This window comes from Prochlorococcus sp. MIT 1327, from assembly GCF_047304785.1.
Classification (GTDB): Bacteria; Cyanobacteriota; Cyanobacteriia; order PCC-6307; family Cyanobiaceae; genus Prochlorococcus; species Prochlorococcus marinus_D.
Genome location: NZ_CP138972.1, coordinates 766693 through 788018 on the forward strand (window position 1 = coordinate 766693; position 21326 = coordinate 788018).

16 protein-coding genes are annotated in these 21326 nt (G+C 54.7%); 6 read left to right on the plus strand and 10 right to left on the minus strand.

Annotated elements, in window-relative coordinates; translation table 11 throughout:
- The first annotated feature begins 64 nt into the window (after window positions 1–64).
- The 3 genes from SIB80_RS03705 (at window position 65) to SIB80_RS03715 (ending at window position 5543) form a co-directional block, all read left to right on the plus strand.
- Window positions 65–2725, plus strand: a complete 2661-nt coding sequence (locus tag SIB80_RS03705; RefSeq protein ID WP_063420428.1) for a TIGR03960 family B12-binding radical SAM protein — start codon at window positions 65–67, stop codon at window positions 2723–2725.
- A 270-nt stretch (window positions 2726–2995) separates the two neighbouring features.
- Window positions 2996–4939 (plus strand): Rne/Rng family ribonuclease, encoded by a 1944-nt coding sequence (locus tag SIB80_RS03710; RefSeq protein ID WP_063420427.1) that lies wholly within the window; start codon window positions 2996–2998, stop codon window positions 4937–4939.
- A gap of 1 nt (window position 4940) precedes the next feature.
- A complete protein-coding gene (locus SIB80_RS03715) occupies window positions 4941–5543 on the plus strand; it encodes a ribonuclease HII (RefSeq protein WP_063420426.1) in 603 nt (200 codons plus the stop codon).
- Here the strand turns inward: SIB80_RS03715 and SIB80_RS03720 are convergent.
- Window positions 5499–6083 carry a DUF1997 domain-containing protein gene (locus SIB80_RS03720; RefSeq protein ID WP_063420425.1) on the minus strand — a complete coding sequence of 195 codons (585 nt, stop codon included), beginning with the start codon at window positions 6081–6083 and terminating at the stop codon, window positions 5499–5501. The genes SIB80_RS03715 and SIB80_RS03720 overlap by 45 nt on opposite strands.
- Window positions 6084–6116: 33 nt before the next feature.
- On the opposite strand from SIB80_RS03720, the gene pheA reads away from it, so the two are divergent.
- Complete coding sequence (pheA, locus tag SIB80_RS03725; protein ID WP_063420824.1) at window positions 6117–6959, plus strand: prephenate dehydratase; 843 nt, start codon at window positions 6117–6119, stop codon at window positions 6957–6959.
- Between the two features lie 2 nt (window positions 6960–6961).
- On the opposite strand, the gene SIB80_RS03730 is transcribed toward pheA, so the two are convergent.
- From SIB80_RS03730 to SIB80_RS03765, 8 genes are all read right to left on the minus strand, one after another.
- The gene (locus SIB80_RS03730) at window positions 6962–7897 is read right to left on the minus strand and encodes a methyltransferase domain-containing protein (protein ID WP_063420424.1); all 936 of its coding nucleotides are present in this window, start codon (window positions 7895–7897) and stop codon (window positions 6962–6964) included.
- On the minus strand, window positions 7897–8559 hold the full coding sequence (locus tag SIB80_RS03735; protein ID WP_063420423.1) for an LON peptidase substrate-binding domain-containing protein: 663 nt from the start codon (window positions 8557–8559) through the stop codon (window positions 7897–7899). Before SIB80_RS03735 ends, SIB80_RS03730 begins: the two co-directional genes overlap by 1 nt.
- A 58-nt stretch (window positions 8560–8617) precedes the next feature.
- Window positions 8618–8938, minus strand: coding sequence for a 30S ribosomal protein S10 (rpsJ, locus tag SIB80_RS03740; protein WP_011131150.1), 321 nt, complete (start codon window positions 8936–8938; stop codon window positions 8618–8620).
- 147 nt (window positions 8939–9085) lie between these two features.
- Window positions 9086–10285 (minus strand): elongation factor Tu, encoded by a 1200-nt coding sequence (gene tuf / locus SIB80_RS03745; protein ID WP_011131149.1) that lies wholly within the window; start codon window positions 10283–10285, stop codon window positions 9086–9088.
- Window positions 10286–10327: 42 nt separating this feature from the next.
- Window positions 10328–12403 (minus strand): elongation factor G, encoded by a 2076-nt coding sequence (fusA, locus tag SIB80_RS03750; protein WP_063405080.1) that lies wholly within the window; start codon window positions 12401–12403, stop codon window positions 10328–10330.
- 92 nt (window positions 12404–12495) lie between these two features.
- Window positions 12496–12966 carry a 30S ribosomal protein S7 gene (gene rpsG / locus SIB80_RS03755; protein WP_011131147.1) on the minus strand — a complete coding sequence of 157 codons (471 nt, stop codon included), beginning with the start codon at window positions 12964–12966 and terminating at the stop codon, window positions 12496–12498.
- A gap of 65 nt (window positions 12967–13031) precedes the next feature.
- Window positions 13032–13409 (minus strand): 30S ribosomal protein S12, encoded by a 378-nt coding sequence (gene rpsL / locus SIB80_RS03760; protein WP_011131146.1) that lies wholly within the window; start codon window positions 13407–13409, stop codon window positions 13032–13034.
- Window positions 13410–13691: 282 nt separating this feature from the next.
- The gene (locus SIB80_RS03765) at window positions 13692–15395 is read right to left on the minus strand and encodes a phosphodiester glycosidase family protein (protein WP_063420422.1); all 1704 of its coding nucleotides are present in this window, start codon (window positions 15393–15395) and stop codon (window positions 13692–13694) included.
- 126 nt (window positions 15396–15521) lie between these two features.
- Here SIB80_RS03765 and gltB point away from each other — a divergent pair, with 126 nt between their 5' ends.
- Complete coding sequence (gene gltB / locus SIB80_RS03770) at window positions 15522–20105, plus strand: glutamate synthase large subunit (protein WP_063420421.1); 4584 nt, start codon at window positions 15522–15524, stop codon at window positions 20103–20105.
- A 3-nt stretch (window positions 20106–20108) separates the two neighbouring features.
- Complete coding sequence (locus SIB80_RS03775) at window positions 20109–20417, plus strand: YciI family protein (RefSeq protein WP_063420420.1); 309 nt, start codon at window positions 20109–20111, stop codon at window positions 20415–20417.
- Between the two features lie 2 nt (window positions 20418–20419).
- On the opposite strand, the gene lipA is transcribed toward SIB80_RS03775, so the two are convergent.
- Window positions 20420–21304 carry a lipoyl synthase gene (gene lipA, locus SIB80_RS03780; RefSeq protein WP_063420419.1) on the minus strand — a complete coding sequence of 295 codons (885 nt, stop codon included), beginning with the start codon at window positions 21302–21304 and terminating at the stop codon, window positions 20420–20422.
- Between the last annotated feature and the right edge of the window lie 22 nt (window positions 21305–21326).

Sequence of the window (21326 nt, forward strand, 5' to 3'; positions counted from 1 at the left end):
CCTTGCGCTGTGTCGGGGGGTTGGCCAGCGTTGTCCATACGATGGGATTAGTGCCCTGTTGGCCATGACCGTCGCCTCACCCCGTCTGGAGCCGGTGGATTTCGACAGCCTGGTCAATGCCGGGATCAATCGCCCTGCCCGTTACATGGGCCATGAGTTGGGGGTGGAGCCTCGTGATTGGCAGGTCTCTCGGGTGCGCTGGGCTCTCTCCTACCCGGAGATCTACGAGGTGGGCGCGAGCAATCAGGGCCACATCATTCTTTATTCGATTCTCAACGCAGTTCCTGGTCAGCTTTGTGACAGGGCCTATCTTCCGGCTCAGGACCTGGCCCAGCGCTTGCGGGATCTTCGGCAGCCTCTGTTCGCGGTGGAGAGTCGCCGTCCTCTCCAGGCCTTCGACATCCTTGGCTTCAGTCTCTGTTATGAGCTTGGAGCCACAAACATCCTTGAGATGCTTGATCTGGCAGAGATTCCTTTGTTGGCAAGCGATCGTGGTGATCAGCCTCTGAATGATCTAGCAGCACCACCATTGATCTTTGCTGGCGGACCAACGGCTACCAGTAACCCTGAGCCCTATGCCGCTTTTTTTGATTTTGTAGCCCTTGGCGATGGTGAAGAGCTGCTACCTGAGATTGGTTTGGTAGTGGCTGACGCTAAGGCCAATGGACTGAGTCGCTCAAGCCTTTTGCAGGACTTATCTCAGGTGCCTGGCGTTTACGTGCCGTCGCTTTACGGTCAAGGCCCTGATGGCACCTCCATCGTTCCTTTGGAGCCTGCTGCGCCGGCCAAGATTCTGCGACGGGTGGCCAAGCCGATGCCTCACTACGCCATGGGTTTGGTTCCACATATCGAAACGGTGCATGATCGACTCAAGGTGGAGATTCGTCGCGGTTGTACTCGTGGTTGTCGCTTTTGCCAGCCCGGCATGCTCACACGTCCAGCTCGGGATGTTGATCCGGAGGCGGTGATTGAAGCAGTGCACAATGGTATGAAGCGAACGGGATATAGCGATTTTTCGTTGTTGTCGCTCAGTTGCAGCGATTACTTGGCTCTGCCAGCGGTTGGTGTGGAGTTGCGAAATCGTTTAGCTGATCAGAATGTGACCCTTCAGCTGCCCAGCCAACGGGTCGATCGCTTTGATGATGATATCGCTCACATCGTTGGCGGTGCTCGTCAGGCCGCTCTCACCTTCGCGCCGGAGGCTGGCAGTCAGCGCTTGCGGAACGTTGTCAATAAAGGTCTTACGAACGCCGACCTGCTGCAGGGGATCCGCACGGCGATGCAAAACGGCTTTCGCAAGGTCAAGCTCTACTTCATGATCGGATTGCCGAGCGAAACGGATGAGGATGTGCTTGGCATTGCCGATACCTGTCAGATGTTGCAGGAGCAGTGCAGGGATCTTGGGCGGTTGAACCTGAAGATCACGGTTAGTAACTTCACTCCAAAGCCACATACGCCTTTTCAGTGGCACAGCGTATCTACGCAAGAACTGCAACGACGTCAGCAAAAGCTGCAACAGGCATTTCGGGCGCTCAGAGGCGTAAAGGTCAATTTCACTGATGTGCGCCTCTCCGCCATGGAGGACTTTGTCGGTCGCGGTGATCGTCGTCTCTCGTCGGTGATCGAGGCAGCCTGGCGGGCGGGGGGAGGCATGGATGCTTGGTTCGAGGCCCTTGATCGCACTTATCAGGCCTGGGTCTGGGCTATTGCAGCTGCAGGGCTGGAGGGCCGATATAGGGATCTGGAGTTAGGGAGCTGGGGAGCGACATCAGCCCTCAATCGCGATGATCTGAGCAGCTTCTGCGCTCAGTCTCTGCCGTGGGATCACATTGATACGGGCATTGATAAGAGCTGGCTGGCAGAGGATCTGCAGCGTGCTTTAACGGCAACGGTGGTGCCTGACTGTTCTTTCGAAGGCTGTAGTAGTTGTGGCGTCTGTGGTTCTGAAATGGGTCACAACGAGGTGGTGCCACCGCCGCCTGTGCCAGATCGGCAGCTTCAGAAAACTCTTTTAACTAAGCGAGCCTGTCGCATCCGTTTGCGATTTGCAAAAACTGGTTCGATGGCCCTTCTTAGTCATCTGGATGTCATGCGTCTGCTTGAAAGAGCACTGCGGCGCAGTGGTTTGCCAGTGAGTTACAGCGGTGGGTTTCATTCCCTGCCGCGTTTGCAAATAGCTCTGGCTTTGCCTTTGGGGGTAGAGGCCTTTGGGGAATGGATGGATCTCGAGTTTGTGGAGCCGGTGGAGGCCGAGACCATGCGTCAGCAGCTTCAGGTCACCTTGCCGAAGGGACTCTCTTTGCTTAGTGCGGAATCTGTGCCTGTAGGTGGTAGCAGCCTCTCTCAGTTGCTGGTTGCAGCCTCATGGCGCTTTGATTTGGCCATTGAGTCTGAGAAGCCATCGACGTGGCATCAGTGGCAAGTAGCTGTCGAGTCCTTGAAGGAAGCTCATCAACTGCTGTGGCATGACATTGATAAGAAGGGACGGCCGCGTCAACGAGACTGCCGGCCAGCATTGCGTGAACTTCAACTGTGCAACAGATGCGAAGAGGGAGGTGAGTCTCTTTGCTTAGACGCCGTTCAACTGCGTCTGGAGGCAAGTATTGATTCGATGGGCCGTAGCCTTAAACCTGTTCAGGTGCAGCATTGGCTTGCAGAGCAGATGGGTGAGCCCTTGTGCATGAGCGGTGTGCAAAGGCAGGAACTCAAGTTGCTGCAGTGTTAGAGTCAAAATATGACGCGAATGCAGGGGCAATTTTTGCCACTGGTCCGTCCCGGCCTTCTTCACTCCAATTCTGAGCAAAGCGAGGCTATTTGCTGCTCGTTCATTCCGTTCCCTCTGTTCGGGAGCAGTGAGACACATAACCCATAGGAGTTTTGGACTCCGTCTGCTTCTTCAACGGCCTTTGGCTGTTAATTCGTTTTCCACCCGATGCATTGAGCCGGCAGGCCATTGATCGGTTCTGAGTCCAGCAGGGCTCCCTATTTATTTTCTATGCCCCAGCAAATTGTCATCTCTGAGCAGCTGCGCATCGCAGCCTTGCTCTCAGATGAGCGAGTCGATGAGTTGATCGTCGCTCAGGGTCGATACCAGATCGGAGATGTCTACCTCGGCACGGTTGAGAACGTTCTTCCGGGAATTGATGCCGCTTTTGTGAATATTGGGGAAAGTGAGAAAAATGGTTTTATCCATGTCACTGATCTGGGCCCTCTGCGTTTGAAGAAGGGTGCGGCAGGGATCACCGAGCTGCTGGAGCCCCGTCAGCAGGTGTTGGTTCAGGTGATGAAGGAGCCAACAGGGTCTAAGGGGCCAAGGCTTACTGGCAACCTGGCGCTGCCTGGTCGCTACTTGGTGCTGCAGCCCCATGGCCAGGGGGTGAACATCTCTCGCCGGATTAATTCCGAAGGGGAACGCAATCGCTTGCGAGCACTTGGCGTACTAGTGAAGCCGCCGGGTGCTGGCCTGTTGATTCGCACCGAGGCCGATGGCATTAGTGAAGATCTGCTGATCGATGATCTGGAGGTTTTACTCAGGCAATGGGAAGCTATCCAGCAGGCGGCAGACAATGCTCTACCACCGGTACTTCTCAATCGCGATGAAGATTTCATTCATCGCGTTTTAAGAGATCACGTCGGTCCAGATCTTGTGAGAGTAGTGGTGAATGATGCCGCTGCCATTGAGCGTGTGAGCAGTTTCCTTGGCCAGGAAGGGCCAAATGTATTAGTTGAGGCCCATAACGAATCCACCGAACTTCTTGAGCATTACCGAGTTAATGCGGCCATCCGCGATGCTCTCAAGCCCAGGGTAGATCTGCCATCCGGTGGCTACGTGATCATTGAGCCGACGGAGGCACTCACTGTTATTGATGTTAATTCAGGCTCGTTCACTCGTTCGGCCAATGCTCGTCAGACGGTGCTCTGGACCAATTGTGAGGCAGCTATTGAGATTGCCCGCCAGCTGAAGCTTCGCAATATTGGCGGTGTGATCATCATCGACTTTATCGACATGGAGTCGCGCCGTGATCAGTTGCAGTTGCTGGAGCATTTCACAGCAGCAGTTCGCGATGACGCTGCTCGTCCTCAGATTGCCCAGTTGACTGAATTGGGGCTGGTGGAACTCACTCGTAAGCGTCAGGGGCAGAACATCTATGAATTGTTTGGCAGGGCTTGTCCTGCCTGTGGTGGCCTTGGCCATGTGGCGGTACTACCTGGCAAAGATCTGCTACAGCCACTTGCTATGGCGACTGGATTGGTGAGATCAGCCGCCGCTGCTCGAGCTGAAGCGCAGGTGCCAGCGGATGGCGGGAATGGTCGCCGTAGGCGTGGTGGGCGCATTCGTACCGGTGCGGTTGAGCTGCCTGCACATACGTCTCCTTCTGATGTGGCGAATGGAGTTGAGTCAACCACGACTGTTGAACCTGAGAGACAAGAGCCTTCGGCTTCGTCTGAGGGTGTTATTCGTCGCCAGGAACCTGAATTGGTTGCTGTTCCAATGGATTCAGGGCAGGAGGAGGTGTTTGCTTGGCTTGGATTAAACCCTTTGCTTTTGATTGAGCCACCTCCAGAGAATGACAACCTTCTGGTTCGCGTGGTTCGGCCTGGAGAAGATGCTGAGTCTGTCCTTGAGGAGGCCCGTGAGCAGCTTTCAGCTAGTTCCAATCGGCGTCGGCGTCGGGGACGAGGTGGTGGTCGAGGGGCCGGCCGTGGTGCTCCCGAAGCCAGTGTCGAAACCCCTTCATCCAATGGCACAGAGGTCGTTGCCCAGCAATCCAAGGTTGTCGCAAAGAATGATCCTCTAAGTGTTCAAATCACTCCTCTTGAGGTTGATCATTCATCGAGTAGCGCTTCTGTAGAAACCGTTTCTTCAATTTCCGAGCCCCAGGAGAGTGAACCCGAGGATCCGCGCCGCCGCCGCCGTCGCTCCTCAGCTGCAGGCTGATATGGACCCTTCGGCGGAATCCATCGCCGGAGTTGATGAGGTGGGTCGGGGCTGCTGGTTTGGTCCTGTGTTTGCAGGAGCGGTTGTCCTGACTGAAGTTGCGGCAGTCGAATTGTTAGCTGAGGGGTTAACAGATAGCAAAGCACTGACTGTTCGCCGCAGGGCTCGCCTAGTGCCGCTGATTGAGGATGCCGCGACGGCTTGGGCTCTTGGACAGGCCTCGGCTCGCGAAATTGACGCTCTAGGCATTCGCTCAGCGACGGAACTTGCCATGCTGAGGGCATTGCAGCGACTACCTATACCGTTGGAGCTTGTCTTGGTTGATGGCGTGTTGCCATTGCGCCTCTGGATGGGGCCACAACGTACCGTGGTGCGCGGTGATAGCAAATGTGCGGCCATCGCTGCAGCCAGTGTGTTGGCCAAGCAGGCGCGTGATGGGCTGATCAAGCGGTTGGCTAGTCGCTTCTATGGCTACGGTTTGGAGCGACATGTTGGCTATGGAACGGCGATCCACCGGCGTGCCTTGTTGGATTTAGGCCCTACAGAGCTTCATCGTCGCTCATTCCTCACCAAGCTGTTTGCTGTTAATGGCAGTCTCGCTTGAGCGTATGGGTGTCTCTTGGCACCATTGGCTGAAATCCTTGACAAGTTGTTGGCCAACACGGGTTTTGATGCCAAGCAGGATGCCGCTGAGAATTGATTGACCGGTGCTTTTTAACACCCCTTTGGGGATCAGCTTCAGCAGTGCTGGTGGGGTAACGCTGACAGATAGCAGAGCTTCCCCTTCAAGACCCTTTGGGGTGGCTTCCATGATGGCCTCCAGGCCGAGGTCGAAGTCATCCACTAGATCTAGACCTTTAAGTTCGCTATCGGTTGCGCGGATGCTGAGTTTGCCGTCACAGATGTCTACTTTGAGTGAGACAATTGGGTTGATCTGCAGCTGAAACACGTTCAGGCTGGTCACTGCGTAGCTGAAGCGACCCTCACCTAGTGGGGTAAGTTTTTCCCATTCCAGCAGAGCAGCCAGAACCCTATCCTGCTCGAGCAGGTAAGCAGGCAGTCGCTCAGTGTTTTGCCTTACCGGCAAATTGAGGTTCTGGCAGGCTTGGAAAGCCAGAGGCATGGCTTGCGGTTGACGCGTCATGATCCTATCGACCTCACTTGCGATGCGCTTCTGATGCCAATACGCGTGGCCTTCCTCGGACCGGAGGGAACCTATGGTCAGCAAGCGGCCCAAGCTCTGGCGGAGCTTGAGGGATTAGCAAATTTTGAGCTGGTGCCATGTATAGGTCTGCGTTCCGTCGTTGAGCATGTGGCCACTAAATGCTCTGAAATGGCGGTGGTTCCGGTGGAGAATTCCGTGGAGGGTGGTGTCACTGCCAGCTTGGATGCGCTTTGGTCTCATCCGCAGTTATGCATCCTTAGGGCAGTGGTTTTGCCGATTCGTCATGCTCTACTGAGCAGTGGCGGACTCAAAGACATCTCTGAAGTCCTGTCTCATCCCCAAGCTCTGGCTCAGTGCAGTGGCTGGTTGGCTGATCATCTTCCTGATGCCCTGCAGTTGCCTACAAGTTCTACGGCCGAGGCGGCCAGCATGGTTATAGATAGTCGATTTCGGGCAGCGATCGCTTCTAGGCCTACGGGCCAGGGAAGAGGCCTTAAAGAACTGGCTTTTCCTATCAACGATGTCGCGGGCAATCGCACCAGATTCCTGTTGTTACGGCAGGGAACACCGCTGCAACGTGGGGATGTGGCCAGCTTCGCATTCTCTCTGCATGCCAACGCCCCGGGCAGCCTGCTCGAAGCACTCACTTGTGTGGCTCGACTGGGGTTCAATATGAGTCGTATTGAGTCGCGTCCCTCGAAGCGAGAACTAGGTGAATACGTGTTCTTTGTGGATGTGGAATTGAGGGATGGGGGTATTGGTGCATCTGAGCAGCTCATCGAGGCCTTGCAGCCTTTGTGTGAACATCTTGTGCATTTCGGCTCTTATCTCAGCAGCGACTTGGAGCTCGATTGAGATCAGTCGCGGCTGCGGAAGACACCGAATTGCATCAGACCGTGGGCAAAAGCCCAGCGCATCAACAAAATCGTTGGTATTTCTCTGAATCCCTTGACCACTGCGGCTGGACCCAACCCGAGCACGGCTCCAGGGCGACGAACCCCCTCCAAAATCGAATCATTCCAGGAGGGCAGGATGGATCTTGTCCAGTCGTCAGATTCGACAGTGCCGCAAGCAAAAGGGCTATGAAGCAAATTGCGGCGGAATCCTTTAATGCTGGCGAATTCCGGATGGGCCCACTGGTCGAGTAGCTGACGCATCACCCATCGCTCAAGGCTGGTCATCTCCCCATCCTCGTAATCACGGCGGTTCCAATCGGCCAACGCAAGTACACCTTTTGGCCTCAGCACACGCAGCAGTTCATCTGCATAGCGCTGCTTGTCTGGCATGTGGGGGCCTGCTTCCACACTCCAAACAGCGTCGAAGCTACCGTTGGCCAGTTTTAAATCGAGGGCATCCATCACCTGGAATTGACAGGTCATCCCCTCAGGAGTGAGTTGAGACGCTCGTTTCACCTGGGCTGGACTGATGGTGATGCCAAGTACCTCAAAGTTGTAATCCCGGGCCAGGATTCTTGCGCTACCACCAATACCGCAGCCCACGTCAAGCACTCGGGAGCCTCGAGGGAGTTGGGCGAGTCCACTCCATTGAACGAGCTCATGTACGAAGTCTTGCTTTGCGGCTCGGAAATCTCTGGTGCTAGGAGGTTTGCCGTAATAGCCGAGGTGGACGTGTTCACCCCAGAGCCGCTCGAGCAGCTGGTCATTGGTCCAGGCATCGTAAGCAGAGGCAACACTGGCGCTTGATTTGTATCGCCGATCCCGTTGGGTCCAGATCACTACAGCAGAAGTCAGGGTTGTCCCTGCCAGGATCAATATCCACACCCAAAGGTCCATTAATTGTTGGCTTGATCGACGTTGGTGAGGCTTTCTTTGAGTGCAGTCCTTGCCGCAAGCTGACGGCGGGTGTGGTCAAGCATCTCGTATTCACGCTGCAGGCGATGGCTGGTACTTGTGAGCTCCAGTAGTGCCTGTTGCTCTTCAGCAACAGGTCCCCCGAGATGGGCGCCGATCCAGAAAGAGAGTTCCCTTGGAAGATCAGGTAGGTCATCGGGCATGGTGATGTCTGAATCTGTGAGCTTGCCTGTAAGCATCACCACATCGTGTAGGGCTTTTGCAACGCTGATGGATAGCTCCTCTAGCTGGCTGTGGTTATCCATTTGGTCATCCTCGATCCAGCTCACCATGGCAGTGCGGAAAGGGGCGTCTCGAATCACATCGAGCACTCGGAAGCGCTGCTGTCCAAGGGTGACGATATTGCTGCGTCCGTCTTTGGATGTTTGGTGTTGCAGGATCTCTGCGCAACATCCCACATTCGCCATTGTTTTTGTTTGAGGATCCCAGCGCAGCACACCAAAACGCCGATCACTTTCAAGCACACTCTGGAGCATCATTCGGTAACGAGACTCAAAAATGTGCAGTGGAAGCACTTCTTGGGGGAATAAGACGACATCCGGCAGAGGGAAGAGAGGCAACTCCCTGACGGACAGGTCGGTCACAGATAATGTCCTAGAGAGATTAAAAGCCTAGTTAGCCTGCACACATCTTGGAAGGCCTTCAGAGTTTCACTTCAATGTCAACACCACTTGGGAGGTCGAGTTTCATCAGGGCATCGATGGTCTTTGCTGACGGGTTGTAGATATCGATGATGCGCCGATGGGTCCGAGTCTCGAAGTGTTCCCTTGAGTCTTTGTCCACATGGGGGGAGCAAAGCACGCAGTAAATCTTCCTTTTGGTGGGAAGAGGGATTGGGCCGATTGCCGTCGCGGCAGTGTTGTCGGCTGTTTCAATGATTTTGTCGCATGAAAGATCCAACATGCGACGGTCAAAAGCCTTAAGGCGGATGCGGATCTTCTGCTGAGCGATAGCCGTGGACATGAAAGGTTTAGGAGATTTTCCCTGTATTGGGGTTAGGGATGGATTGTCGAGGTTCTTTGGGGATGCATTGAACGTTGATCGTTCATGCAGGCTGAAGCTTTGAATTTAAGGGATGACCAGGCAAAGGCCCAATCATCCCCCTCTTGATCATTCGATGATTTTCGAGACAACTCCCGCACCGATGGTGCGGCCTCCTTCGCGAATGGCAAAGCGCATGCCCTGTTCGATGGCCACAGGGCAGATCAATTCACCAGTCATTTTGATGTTGTCGCCTGGCATCACCATCTCCACATTGGAGCCGTCTTCGGCTGTGAAGGCGGTAATTTGGCCCGTCACGTCAGTGGTTCGGATGTAGAACTGTGGACGGTATCCGGCGAAGAAGGGGGTGTGGCGTCCACCTTCTTCTTTTTTGAGGACGTAAACCTGACCCTCGAATTTAGTGTGAGGTGTAATTGAGCCTGGCTTGACGAGGACCATTCCGCGCTCGATGTCTTCCTTCTCGATGCCGCGAAGTAGGAGCCCGCAATTGTCTCCAGCCAAGCCTTCGTCAAGATCTTTACGGAACATTTCCACACCGGTCACGGTGGTCTTGCGGCTGTCTCTAATGCCGACAATTTCAATTTCCTCGCCTTTTTTGACCTTGCCGCGTTCGATTCGTCCGGTGGCCACCGTGCCACGACCAGTGATTGAGAAAACGTCCTCTACGGCCATTAGGAAAGGTTTTTCGATTTCTCGCTCGGGCTCTGGAATGGATGCATCAACTGCCTCCATTAACTCATCGATCTTTGCTTCCCATTCAGCTTCACCTTCAATGGCTTTGAGACCAGAGACTTGGACTATGGGGATGTCATCACCAGGGAAGTCGTAGCTGCTCAGGAGTTCACGGATCTCCATTTCAACGAGCTCGATAATTTCCTCGTCGTCGACCATGTCGCATTTGTTGAGAGCGACAACCAGTGCAGGCACGCCCACCTGCTTGGCAAGAAGGATGTGCTCCTTGGTTTGAGCCATGGGACCATCGGTTGCTGCGCAAACAAGGATTGCGCCGTCCATCTGGGCCGCACCGGTAATCATGTTCTTGACATAATCCGCGTGGCCGGGGCAGTCCACGTGTGCATAGTGACGCCCATCGGTTTCGTATTCCACGTGAGCGGTGTTGATCGTGATACCGCGCTCACGCTCTTCAGGCGCGCCGTCGATCTCGGCGTAATCTTGCACCTTGGCTTGACCCTTTTTCGCAAGCACACTTGTGATGGCTGCGGTCAGGGTTGTTTTGCCGTGGTCGACATGGCCGATGGTGCCAATGTTGACGTGAGGCTTGTTCCTCTCAAACTTCTCGCGAGCCATTGTGTAAAAGAATCGGGGGGTGGAAAGTGGGTGTTATAGAGATCAGGAATTGCCCTGATTCTTGGAGATGATGGCTTCAGCAACGTTGCGAGGAACTTCCTCGTAATGGCTGAACTCCATCGAGAAGATACCCCGACCCTGAGTCATAGATCGGAGCTGGGTGGCGTAACCGAACATTTCGGCTAGAGGCACTTTGGACTGCACTTTAGAGAGTCCATCGTCAATGGACTGGCCTTCAACCTGACCTCGCCGCGAGGACAGATCGCCGATGATCGCACCGAGGAAATCCTCGGGGATCTCGACCTCAACCTTCATCATCGGTTCAAGCAGCACAGGATTGCACTTCTTGACGCCGTCTTTGAAAGCCATCGATCCGGCGATTTTGAAAGCCATCTCGGATGAGTCCACATCGTGGTAAGACCCGTCAACCATGGTGACTTTCACATCGATGAGCGGATAGCCAGCGATAACGCCGGATTCGCATGTTTCACGCATGCCTGATTCGGCAGGCTTGATGTATTCCTTGGGAACGATGCCGCCGACAATCTTGTTGACGAATTCAAAGCCAGAACCAGGTTCGCCTGGCTCCATTTCGATTACCACGTGGCCGTATTGGCCTTTACCACCTGTTTGACGGGCAAACTTGCCCTCGCCTTTAGAGCTGGCACGAATGGTTTCCCTGTAGGAGACCTGAGGAGCGCCGATGTTGGCCTCCACCTTGAATTCTCGCAGCATGCGATCCACGAGAATTTCAAGGTGGAGTTCGCCCATACCAGCAATCACGGTTTGACTGGTCTCAGGGTCTGTGCTGACGCGGAAGGTGGGATCCTCTTCCGCTAATGAAAGCAGGGCTTTGGAAAGTTTTTCCATATCACCCTTGGTTTTGGGCTCAACAGCCACCGATATCACTGGCTCGGGGATGTAGAGGGTTTCTAGAACAATTGGATCGTCAGTCGTGCAAAGGGTGTCGCCTGTCGTGGTGTTCTTCAGGCCTAGAACAGCACCGAGATCTCCAGCGCGTAGTGCATCGACCTCTTCACGGTCATCGGCCTTGAGAATGATCAGTCGGGAAATTCGTTCTTTCTCGTTCTTCGTGGAGTTCAGCACATAACTGCCTTTCTCGAGCACCCCTGAATACATACGCACGAAGGTGAGCTTGCCGTAGGGGTCCGACATCACCTTGAAGGCCAAAGCACTAAATGGTGCGTTGTCATCGGATGGCCTTACTGCCTCCTTGCCATTGGGAAGTAAACCTTGAATCGGGGGTACATCAACAGGAGCGGGTAGGTAGTCCACTACTGCATCCAATAGCAGTTGAACGCCCTTGTTCTTGAAGGCAGATCCACACAGCAAAGGTACTAGGCCGTGATTGAGAACCCCTTCGCGAATGCCTGATGCAAGTTGGGCTTCGCTTAGTTCTTCTGTCTCTAGAAAAACTTCAATCAGTTCTTCGTCGGTTTCAGCAACACATTCCATCAGCTTGGATCGCCATTCAGCTGCAAGCTCTTTCATATGGTCTGGGATCTCTGTCTCTTCGATGTCCTTGCCGAGATCGTCCTTATAAATAAAGGCTTTGTTTTTAACGAGGTCAATAATGCCGCTGAGATCTCCCTCTGCACCAATAGGCAGCTGGATTGGGATGGCGTTGGCTTTGAGGCGATTCTTGATTTGTCCGTGAACCTTGAGGAAGTCGGCCCCGGTGCGGTCCATTTTGTTGACAAAAACCATCCGTGGAACGGAATAGCGATCGGCTTGCCGCCAGACGGTTTCTGATTGAGGTTGCACGCCACCTACCGCACAAAACACGGCGATTACACCATCGAGCACTCGCATCGAGCGCTCCACTTCAATGGTGAAGTCAACGTGACCTGGGGTGTCAATGATATTGATGCGGTGATCGTTCCAGGTTGTCGAGATCGCAGCCGCTGTAATCGTGATTCCGCGCTCGCGCTCCTGAGCCATCCAGTCGGTGACGGCGGCGCCGTCATGCACCTCGCCCATCTTGTGAACGACACCGGAATAAAAAAGGATGCGTTCCGTACAGGTGGTTTTGCCGGCGTCAATATGGGCGGCAATCCCGATATTTCTGACGCGTTCCAGGGGAAAGGCGCGAGCCACAGGAAACTCTCCGGGGTTTGGCGTTAAAAGGCGGGTGAGACTCTACAGGTCAGCCGTTGGAACGGTTCAGTGCCGTCAGGGCTTGGCCATGTTCAGTAGCGATAATGGGCGAAAGCTTTGTTCGCTTCTGCCATCTTGTGGGTTTCTTCTCGCTTGCGAACGGCGCTGCCAGCCTCATTGGCGGCATCCATTAGTTCAGCAGCCAGTTTTTGGGACATGCTGCGGCCATTACGGGCGCGAGAGAAGTTCACCAGCCAGCGCAGGGCCATTGCCGTGCCTCGCTCCTGGCGTACTTCCATCGGCACCTGATATGTGGCACCACCAACACGGCGGGCTCTTACTTCCACCAGTGGCGTGGCGTTTTTTACGGCTGTTTCGAAGAGCTCTATCGGGTCGCCACCGGTGCGCTCATTAATCAATCCAAAGGCTTGGGCAAGGATGCGTTGAGCAGTGGACTTCTTGCCGTGCTTCATCAGCCGAGAGATCATCATCGTGGCCAGTCGGTTGTTGAACTGGGGATCCGGCAGGACTGGGCGTTTTTCGGCTGCGTTGCGGCGGGACATAGACCGTTAGGAGTGGAGAAGGCGGAGGTAGAGCTAATAAGGAGAGAGATTAATGAAGAGGCTCTTTAATCCTGCTTCGACGCCTTGGCGCCGTATTTTGAGCGGGATTGACTGCGATCCTTGACACCTGCAGTGTCCAGAGTTCCGCGGATGATGTGATATCTCACCCCAGGGAGATCTTTGACTCTGCCGCCGCGGATGAGCACCACAGAGTGTTCCTGGAGGTTGTGGCCGATGCCTGGGATGTAGGCCGTGACCTCAAAACCTGAGGTAAGGCGCACGCGCGCAACTTTGCGTAGGGCTGAGTTGGGCTTTTTAGGTGTGGAGGTGTAGACCCGTGTGCAGACACCACGTCGCTCTGGACAAGCGCGCAGCGCAGGAGATTTTGTCTTGCGAGTCAGGTGCTGACGCTCAGTTCGGATCAGCTGTTGGATGGTTGGCATCGAAGGTCGGCATTTGGTCGGAGATCCGACCTGATTCCACAATCAACCACCATACCGTTTCGGCTTGCCTGATTGATGATCAGACGGAATAGATTGTGATTAGAGCAGCTCTGCAACCAATACTTATTTGAAATTTAATCTTAAAAGCGATGGAGGATGTGGTGATAAGGGAGGCATGGGCCCTTGCAGTGCTTCGGTTTTGTTGAGCGAGAAGCCAAGTTTGATCTCTTTAATTATTTGTTGGCGATTCGATCTTGACCTCTGGCATTTTTAAGAGGCTTATTAGCTTCTTTGGGGATTGCCTTTGTGGTGGCGCAAAATGAGGCCAAGGCCATTGTGGATTCTGGGGGGTGTGCCTCGACCTGTTACAACCAATTGATTCGCTACCAATAGGGACGTTGAACTGCCTCCATCTAAGTTCAGGCCGTCTCTGATCCCCAATTGTTGCAGAGCTAGGCTTGTTTCCAGCAGGGTTGGATCGCTGCCCCTGGCCCCTTTGAGAGTGAGTAGCCAGAGCTTGCCACCACCTTGGCCCACCACACTGCGGGGAGCAGCAAGAGATAGAAAGCTTGGGCTGAAGCCTTCTTGTCTTCCAGACAGAACCACCCGCCCGTTTTGCAGCAACAATGGACCACCACCAAGCACTTGAGGCAGTTCGCCCAGAGGATGTGATGCTTTCATCCGTATGCTCACTGTTTCACCAGTCGCCGCCGGTAAAGGGAAGCCTCCTCTGGCTACGACCAGATCCCCATCCTTGCTCAGAGGAACCCCCCGGGCCAGCTGCACTTGCTGGAAGCTCTGCACGACTCGCCCGTTGATGATCATCATTGCTTTTTCTTCTCCGCTGAGGGCTTGGTAGATAGGCCCCCAGGCTCTGGTGTAGCGACTAAGGCCTCGCTGCACATAGCCACTATTCAAGGTGTCAAGATTCCATCTCTGCCCTTTAGAACCTTGAAGTTCTTGTTGAAGTTGCAGGCGGCCGAAGGATAGATGTCCTGTAGGGCCCCAGCCGATTGCCCCTCGATTGAGGATGGGGCCTGACAACCATGTGCCATCAAGTCGTAAGGCCCCTAGGGGCAACTGGCGCACTCGATTGAAGAAACCCCCGTTGATGGCGATCAGAGCGTCTGCAGGTTGGGCCAACTGGTTGAGAAAACGCAGGCCTTGTTGATGGCTGATTTGCGGCAGAGGCCTGAGGAGCAGGCCTTGCTTTGACAGATTTGTACCGACCCTGGTGATCTGCAGTGGTTTTACCCCAACGTTCACCACTTTTGTGTCGAAGATCAGGCCGCGCTGGATGAGGGCCTGGATGGATGGATTGAGCAGTGGCGAGCGCAGGTTTGTTGCGTTGCTGTGCTTGCCAATACCGTCCAAGACAATGCGCCAGGGTTTGTCTAGGGTGAGGCTGCTTAGGGCTTCTGCCTGACCGATGAGCATTAGGCCATTGCGCTGCTGCTTGGGCATGAGGCCTAATGCCTTCATCTGCCTACGCTGCTTGACGGTGGCCTGAAGATTAAGAAGGAGATTGTTGTCAAGGCTTTGCACGAGCGCCGGACCGCTTAGGTCAAGCACCAGACGATTTGAATTGCTGCCCTTGCCCTGCCGAAGACCTTTGAGGCGTGGTGTTGGCAGTTCAACGTGAAGGGTCTTGCTTTTCCGCTTGATCTTGACTCCTGTCGTCGTGAGCCATTCGGCCACATTCAATGCCACTTCATCTTGAAGCGTGATTTGTGGGAGGGATTTCAGAGAGGCTTTGCTTCCATACCATTGCAATTGCTGTCCGTTTGGCTGTGTGGACCTGCGGAAGCCAAAACGTCCGACCAGTAGATCCAGGGGAAGCCAGAGCTGGTTTGCAGTGCCATCCCTATGGCCTCTCCAGCGCCAAGGGGCCTCGATTAACTGACCATCGATGTTGAGGCGATCTCCAACAAATAAGTTCGCGGCTCTTACCTCAACAGTGGGAGGTGGGGGAGGAGGAGAAACCATGGTTTGGACGCTAGTCCTCTCATTCGGCTAAGTCTTAGAGGAGGGCGCCTGCCTAGGATCACTGATTGAGCTTTTCACTGTGAACGCAGTCCACTGCGGTGCAGGAAAATAGTTTGGCTGAAGGTTATGTCTCAGGATCACCGTCGCTCCAATTGGCCCTATTGCGACAGCAGCGCGCCTACGGCCGTGGTTGGCGAAAAGGATGCATGTGGCGTTGGTTTCTTGGCTCAAATTGATGGGGTAGCTAGCAATTGGATTTTGCAGCAGGCACTTCGGGCCCTGAACTGCATGGAACATCGTGGTGGTTGCGGAGGTGATGCGGATTCCGGAGATGGGGCAGGTCTGCTTTGCGCTATTCCCTGGAGCTATCTTGAGGCCGTGTGGTCGGCAGTGGAAGCTGCAAACCATCGTTGTGGCCTGGGCATGTTGTTTATGCCTCGAGATGCTGCACGTCGCGCAGAAGCACGTTGCTTTTGCGAGCAGGAGGCCGAGTCCCTTGGTCTCAGGTCCAGAGGATGGCGAGAAGTCCCTGTGGATGTGGCGGTGTTGGGTCCCCTCGCCCGTGATACAGCGCCGGTTATCGAGCAGTGGCTGGTGCAGGGATCTCAGCCAGGTGATGCGTTGGAGGCGTTGTTATTTCGATTGCGGCGGCGTATCGGAGATCGTGCTCGGCAGGCCTGGGGAGAGCATGCCAATGATCTCTACGTGGCGTCACTCAGTAGTCGCACAGTCGTTTACAAAGGCATGGTGCGCTCCGAGGTGCTTGCGGCGTTTTATGCCGATCTACGCGACCCTCGCTTTGAGGTTCCTTTTGCGGTTTATCACCGCCGCTTCAGCACCAATACGTTGCCCCGTTGGCCACTCGCCCAGCCGATGCGTTTGCTCGGTCATAACGGTGAAATCAATACGTTGTTGGGCAACCTGAATTGGGCTAGGGCTACTGAAGTCAACCTAGATAGCGTTTGGGGTGTTGATGCGGCTGATCTAAAACCGGTTGTTAATGCAGCTTTTAGTGATTCCGCCAACCTTGACGCGACTCTGGAGCTGCTTGTCCGCAGTGGTCGCCCGATTGTTGACAGCTTGCTGACCTTGGTTCCTGAGGCCTTCCGAGAACAGCCAGAGCTGGCTGACAAGCCAGAAATTCAGGCTTTTTATGAGTATTCCGCGTGCACGCAAGAGCCCTGGGATGGCCCAGCCTTGCTTGTGTTCTCAGATGGTCGCAGTGTTGGTGCCAGCCTCGATCGCAATGGCTTACGCCCGGCCCGCTATTGCATCACCAGTGATGGCTTGGTGGTGATGGGTTCAGAAACTGGTGTGGTTGAGCTTGAGGAAAGTCGCATCATCGAGAAGGGACGCCTTGGCCCTGGTCAGATGTTGGCGGTTGATCTTGAAAAGGGTCGTTTGCTGCGCAATTGGGATGTCAAGCAGGAGGTTGCTGGCCGATATCCCTATGGCGAATGGCTCAGTCAAAATCGTTGCAAGCTTGGTCAAAAGTCTTGGCAGCAGGATTCTCAACTGGGAGATCTGGAACTGCTTCAGCAGCAGACAGCCTTCGGTTTCACTGCTGAGGATTTGGAGTTAATCATCGATTCAATGGCGGCTGGGGCCAAAGAACCCACTTTTTGCATGGGTGATGACATCCCATTGGCGGTGCTCTCCGATAAGCCCCACCTCCTATACGACTATTTCAAACAGCGCTTTGCGCAGGTCACGAACCCGCCGATTGATCCCTTGCGGGAAAAGTTGGTGATGAGTCTCGAGATGCATCTGGGAAAGCGTGGTTCTCCCCTCAAGCCTGAGGCAGCGGCGGCTTCGTTGATTCATCTTGAGACTCCGATTCTCAATGAGGCGGAACTTGCAGCTTTTGGTCAGCTGGAGTTTCCCACGACCACACTCTCCACTTTGCTGCCCGTTCATGATGGGCCTAGCGGTTTGGGGGATTCTCTTAAACGGCTCTGCGTTGAAGCAGCGGATGCTGTGCGCGATGGCAGCCAGATCGTGGTGCTTTCCGACCGCGGGGTTGTTGCGAGCACCACCTACATTCCACCGCTGCTAGCGGTTGGTGCAGTGCATCACTACTTGCTGAAGCAGGGTTTGCGGCTGAATGCTTCCTTGGTGGTCGACACGGCACAGTGCTGGAGTACCCATCATCTGGCCTGTTTAATCGGCTATGGCGCTAGCGCTGTGTGCCCTTGGCTTACTTGGGAGACTACGCGGCATTGGTGGCAGCATCCTCGTACTCAGAAACTGATTGAAACCGGCAAATTGCCAGCGCTGACCATTGATCAGGCCCAGGCCAACGTACGTAAGGCGCAGGAAGATGGCCTGCGCAAGATCCTCTCCAAGATCGGTATTTCCTTACTTGCTAGTTACCACGGCGCTCAGATTTTTGAGGCGATTGGTATCGGTGCCGATTTAATTGAGCTGGCTTTTAAGGGCACGACCAGTCGAGTCGCTGGACTCAGTCTCAATGACTTGGCTAGCGAGACCCTCATCTTCCATGCCAAGGCATTTCCTGAATTGGATCGCACCAAGCTCGAGTTCATGGGCTTTGTGCAATATCGCAGTGGCGGTGAATTTCATCTCAACACTCCGGACATGTCTAAGGCCCTGCATGCGGCCGTGAGGGCTGGGCCGGGCTACGACCACTTCTCTACCTACAAGAACCTGCTGGAGAATCGGCCTGCTACTGGGCTGCGCGACCTGCTGACGTTTCGCTTAGCCCCTACACCCCTCCCGTTAGATCAGGTTGAAAGTGTTGAATCCATTTGCGCACGTTTTTGTACTGGTGGAATGAGTCTTGGCGCCCTATCGCGGGAGGCTCACGAGGTGCTTGCCGTGGCGATGAACCGTATCGGTGGGAAGAGCAACAGTGGCGAAGGAGGAGAAGATCCGGCTCGATTCAAGATCCTTGATGATGTCGATCTTGAGAGTCGTTCAGCAACGCTGCCCAGCATTAAGGGTTTGCGCAATGGCGATACGGCTTGCTCTGCGATTAAGCAGGTCGCCTCTGGTCGCTTTGGTGTGACGCCGGAATATTTGCGGAGCGGTAAGCAACTTGAGATCAAGGTGGCTCAAGGGGCAAAGCCTGGTGAGGGAGGTCAGTTGCCTGGGCAAAAAGTTGATCCCTACATCGCCAAGTTGCGTAATAGCAAGGCCGGTGTGGCGCTGATCTCGCCACCTCCCCATCACGACATCTATTCAATTGAGGATTTGGCCCAGTTGATTCACGACCTTCATCAGGTTCACCCGGCTGCCAAGGTGAGCGTGAAGCTGGTTGCTGAGATTGGCATCGGCACGATTGCGGCTGGAGTGGCGAAGGCCAAGGCAGATGTGATTCAGATCTCTGGTCATGACGGTGGTACAGGCGCATCGCCTCTGAGTTCGATTAAGCACGCTGGAAGCCCTTGGGAGTTAGGTCTCACCGAGGTACACCGTTCACTGCTTGAAAATGGCTTGCGTGATCGTGTGTTATTGCGCGCTGATGGTGGTCTTAAGACTGGTTGGGACGTGGTGATCGCCGCCTTGCTTGGGGCTGAGGAATATGGTTTCGGCTCAGTCGCGATGATTGCCGAGGGCTGCATCATGGCTCGCGTCTGTCATACCAACAAGTGTCCTGTGGGGGTTGCTACCCAGCAGGAGGGCTTACGCAAGCGCTTCCCAGGTGTCCCGGAGCATGTTGTCAACTTCTTTCTGTTTGTAGCTGAGGAGGTGCGCCAACTGATGAGTGTGCTCGGTGTGGCTCGGCTTGAGGATCTCATTGGTCGCACAGAGCTGCTTGAGCCTCGCAGCCTCAACTTGGTGAAGACCCAAACCCTTGATCTTTCTTGCTTGTTGGATCCGATTCCGGGGGCCGTTGATCGGGCTTGGTTGATTCATGACGCCAAGGCCCATGACAATGGACCGATCCTCGAGGATCAGCTGCTTGCTGATGCCGAGCTGATGGCAGCGATCGATAGCCATGGTCATATCGCCCGCAATCTCGCGATCGTCAATACGGATCGCAGCGTTTGTGCACGGATCTCTGGTGAGATTGCTGAACGCCATGGCAACAAAGGTTTCCGAGGTCAGCTCGATCTCTCCTTTGAGGGGGCTGCCGGTCAGAGTTTTGCGGCATTTCTGCTGCAGGGGGTGAATGTGCGCTTGGAGGGTGAGGCCAATGATTATGTCGGTAAAGGCATGAATGGTGGTCGGATCACGCTCGTACCGGCTTCGAGTGCAGATCAAAGCGGCAGCCAGGTGATTTTGGGCAACACTTGCCTGTATGGCGCGACCGGTGGAGAGTTGTTTGCTCTAGGTAGAGCTGGCGAGCGTTTTGCTGTGCGCAATAGCGGTGTGAAGGCTGTTGTTGAAGGTGCGGGGGATCATTGCTGTGAATACATGACCGGTGGGGTGGTGGTGGTGTTGGGATCAACTGGCCGCAATGTTGGGGCAGGGATGACCGGTGGTGTGACGTTCCTGCTGGATGAGCAGGGAATGGTGAGCGATCGGGTCAACAAAGAGATTGTTGAGATTTTCTCGCTAACCACTATTGAGCAGGAAGCCATTCTCAAAACACTGCTCGAAGCCCATCTCGCGCAGACCGGCAGTACAAAAGCCAAGGCGATTTTGGCCAACTGGAACAGTTGGAAAGCACTTTTTAAGGTGCTTGTTCCACCCAGTGAAAAGGTCAATGTTGGTTTAACTTTGCTTGAGAAAGTTGCAGCCTGATGAATGCCTTGGTTTATCAAAACCGAGAGGTTTACGGCGCAGACTTTGACCCTTTTGCCAGAGCAGCGGCAGACTTACTTAGCTGCCCACCATGAATGGATCAAGGCTTTGCGCTCCGCAGGTGTCAAGGTTTCGAGTGGTTTTTTGGTTGATGCTGAACAACGACCAGGAGGTGGAGGGTTGTTGGTGCTGCAGGCAGACTCCTTTGAAGCAGCCAAACGCTTAGTCGAACAGGACCCGATGATTGTTGAGGGTTTAGTTAAATGGGATCTGCAGCAGTGGATCCCTGTGTGTGGGGAGCTCATGGCTTGAGTTCAGCGTGGGTGGGCGGCCATCAGCCGCTGGACCTCGCCGGCGTGGTAGCTGCTGCGTGTGAGAGGGGTACTAACCACTTGAAGGAACCCCAGCTCGGTTTCCCCCATAGAGCGGAAATATTCGAACTGTTCTGGTGTCACAAAGCGATCGACTGGCAGATGCTTTGGGCTTGGCGATAGGTATTGGCCGATGGTCACTATGTCGACTCGGTGCCGGCTTAGATCCTCTAGGACCTCAATCACCTCAGCATCTGTTTCACCTAGCCCCACCATCAGGCCGGACTTGCTATAGACCTTCGGCCAGCCTTGCCGCACTTGATACAACAGCTCAAGAGATCGCATGTAGGCGGCTTGTGGACGAGCCCGTTTGTAGAGCCGGGGGACGGTCTCAATGTTGTGGTTGAGCACCTCCGGAGCTGCTCCCATTACCTTGGCGAGGGCATCCCAATTGCCGTTGAAATCAGGAATTAGCAGCTCAATTGTGGTTAGGGGAGAACGTTGGCGAATGGCCTCGATGCATGCGACGAATTGACGGGCTCCCCCGTCGCTGAGGTCATCACGGTTAACTGAAGTGATGACAACATGACGAAGGTTCATCTGAGCCACCGCTTCGCTTAGGCGCTCTGGCTCAGTGGGGTCTAGGGAGCGTGGGCTTTTGTCAAAGTCGATGTCGCAGTAAGGGCAAGCGCGGGTGCAGCCTGGCCCCATGATCAAGAAGGTGGCAGTTCCTCCTGCGAAGCACTCCCCGATATTCGGGCAGCTGGCTTCTTGACACACCGTGTTGAGATTGAGGCCCTTCAGCAGCTCGGCTACCTCGCCGATGCGTTGCTGTTGTGGAGCCTTGACGCGCAACCAGTGGGGTTTCAGTAAGGCTTTTCCAGTCATGAGAGCAGTTCAGGAACCCACT

What these genes read in the sequence shown, in the direction of transcription:
- SIB80_RS03705 (WP_063420428.1), top strand. Translation starts at nt 65, where the DNA reads ATGACCGTCGCCTCACCCCGTCTGGAGCCGGTGGATTTCGACAGCCTG.
- SIB80_RS03710 (WP_063420427.1), top strand. Translation starts at nt 2,996, where the DNA reads ATGCCCCAGCAAATTGTCATCTCTGAGCAGCTGCGCATCGCAGCCTTG.
- SIB80_RS03715 (WP_063420426.1), top strand. Translation starts at nt 4,941, where the DNA reads ATGGACCCTTCGGCGGAATCCATCGCCGGAGTTGATGAGGTGGGTCGG.
- SIB80_RS03720 (WP_063420425.1), bottom strand. Translation starts at nt 6,083, where the DNA reads ATGACGCGTCAACCGCAAGCCATGCCTCTGGCTTTCCAAGCCTGCCAG.
- pheA (WP_063420824.1), top strand. Translation starts at nt 6,117, where the DNA reads ATGCCAATACGCGTGGCCTTCCTCGGACCGGAGGGAACCTATGGTCAG.
- SIB80_RS03730 (WP_063420424.1), bottom strand. Translation starts at nt 7,897, where the DNA reads ATGGACCTTTGGGTGTGGATATTGATCCTGGCAGGGACAACCCTGACT.
- rpsJ (WP_011131150.1), bottom strand. Translation starts at nt 8,938, where the DNA reads ATGTCCACGGCTATCGCTCAGCAGAAGATCCGCATCCGCCTTAAGGCT.
- tuf (WP_011131149.1), bottom strand. Translation starts at nt 10,285, where the DNA reads ATGGCTCGCGAGAAGTTTGAGAGGAACAAGCCTCACGTCAACATTGGC.
- rpsG (WP_011131147.1), bottom strand. Translation starts at nt 12,966, where the DNA reads ATGTCCCGCCGCAACGCAGCCGAAAAACGCCCAGTCCTGCCGGATCCC.
- rpsL (WP_011131146.1), bottom strand. Translation starts at nt 13,409, where the DNA reads ATGCCAACCATCCAACAGCTGATCCGAACTGAGCGTCAGCACCTGACT.
- SIB80_RS03765 (WP_063420422.1), bottom strand. Translation starts at nt 15,395, where the DNA reads ATGGTTTCTCCTCCTCCCCCACCTCCCACTGTTGAGGTAAGAGCCGCG.
- gltB (WP_063420421.1), top strand. Translation starts at nt 15,522, where the DNA reads ATGTCTCAGGATCACCGTCGCTCCAATTGGCCCTATTGCGACAGCAGC.
- SIB80_RS03775 (WP_063420420.1), top strand. Translation starts at nt 20,109, where the DNA reads ATGCCTTGGTTTATCAAAACCGAGAGGTTTACGGCGCAGACTTTGACC.
- lipA (WP_063420419.1), bottom strand. Translation starts at nt 21,304, where the DNA reads ATGACTGGAAAAGCCTTACTGAAACCCCACTGGTTGCGCGTCAAGGCT.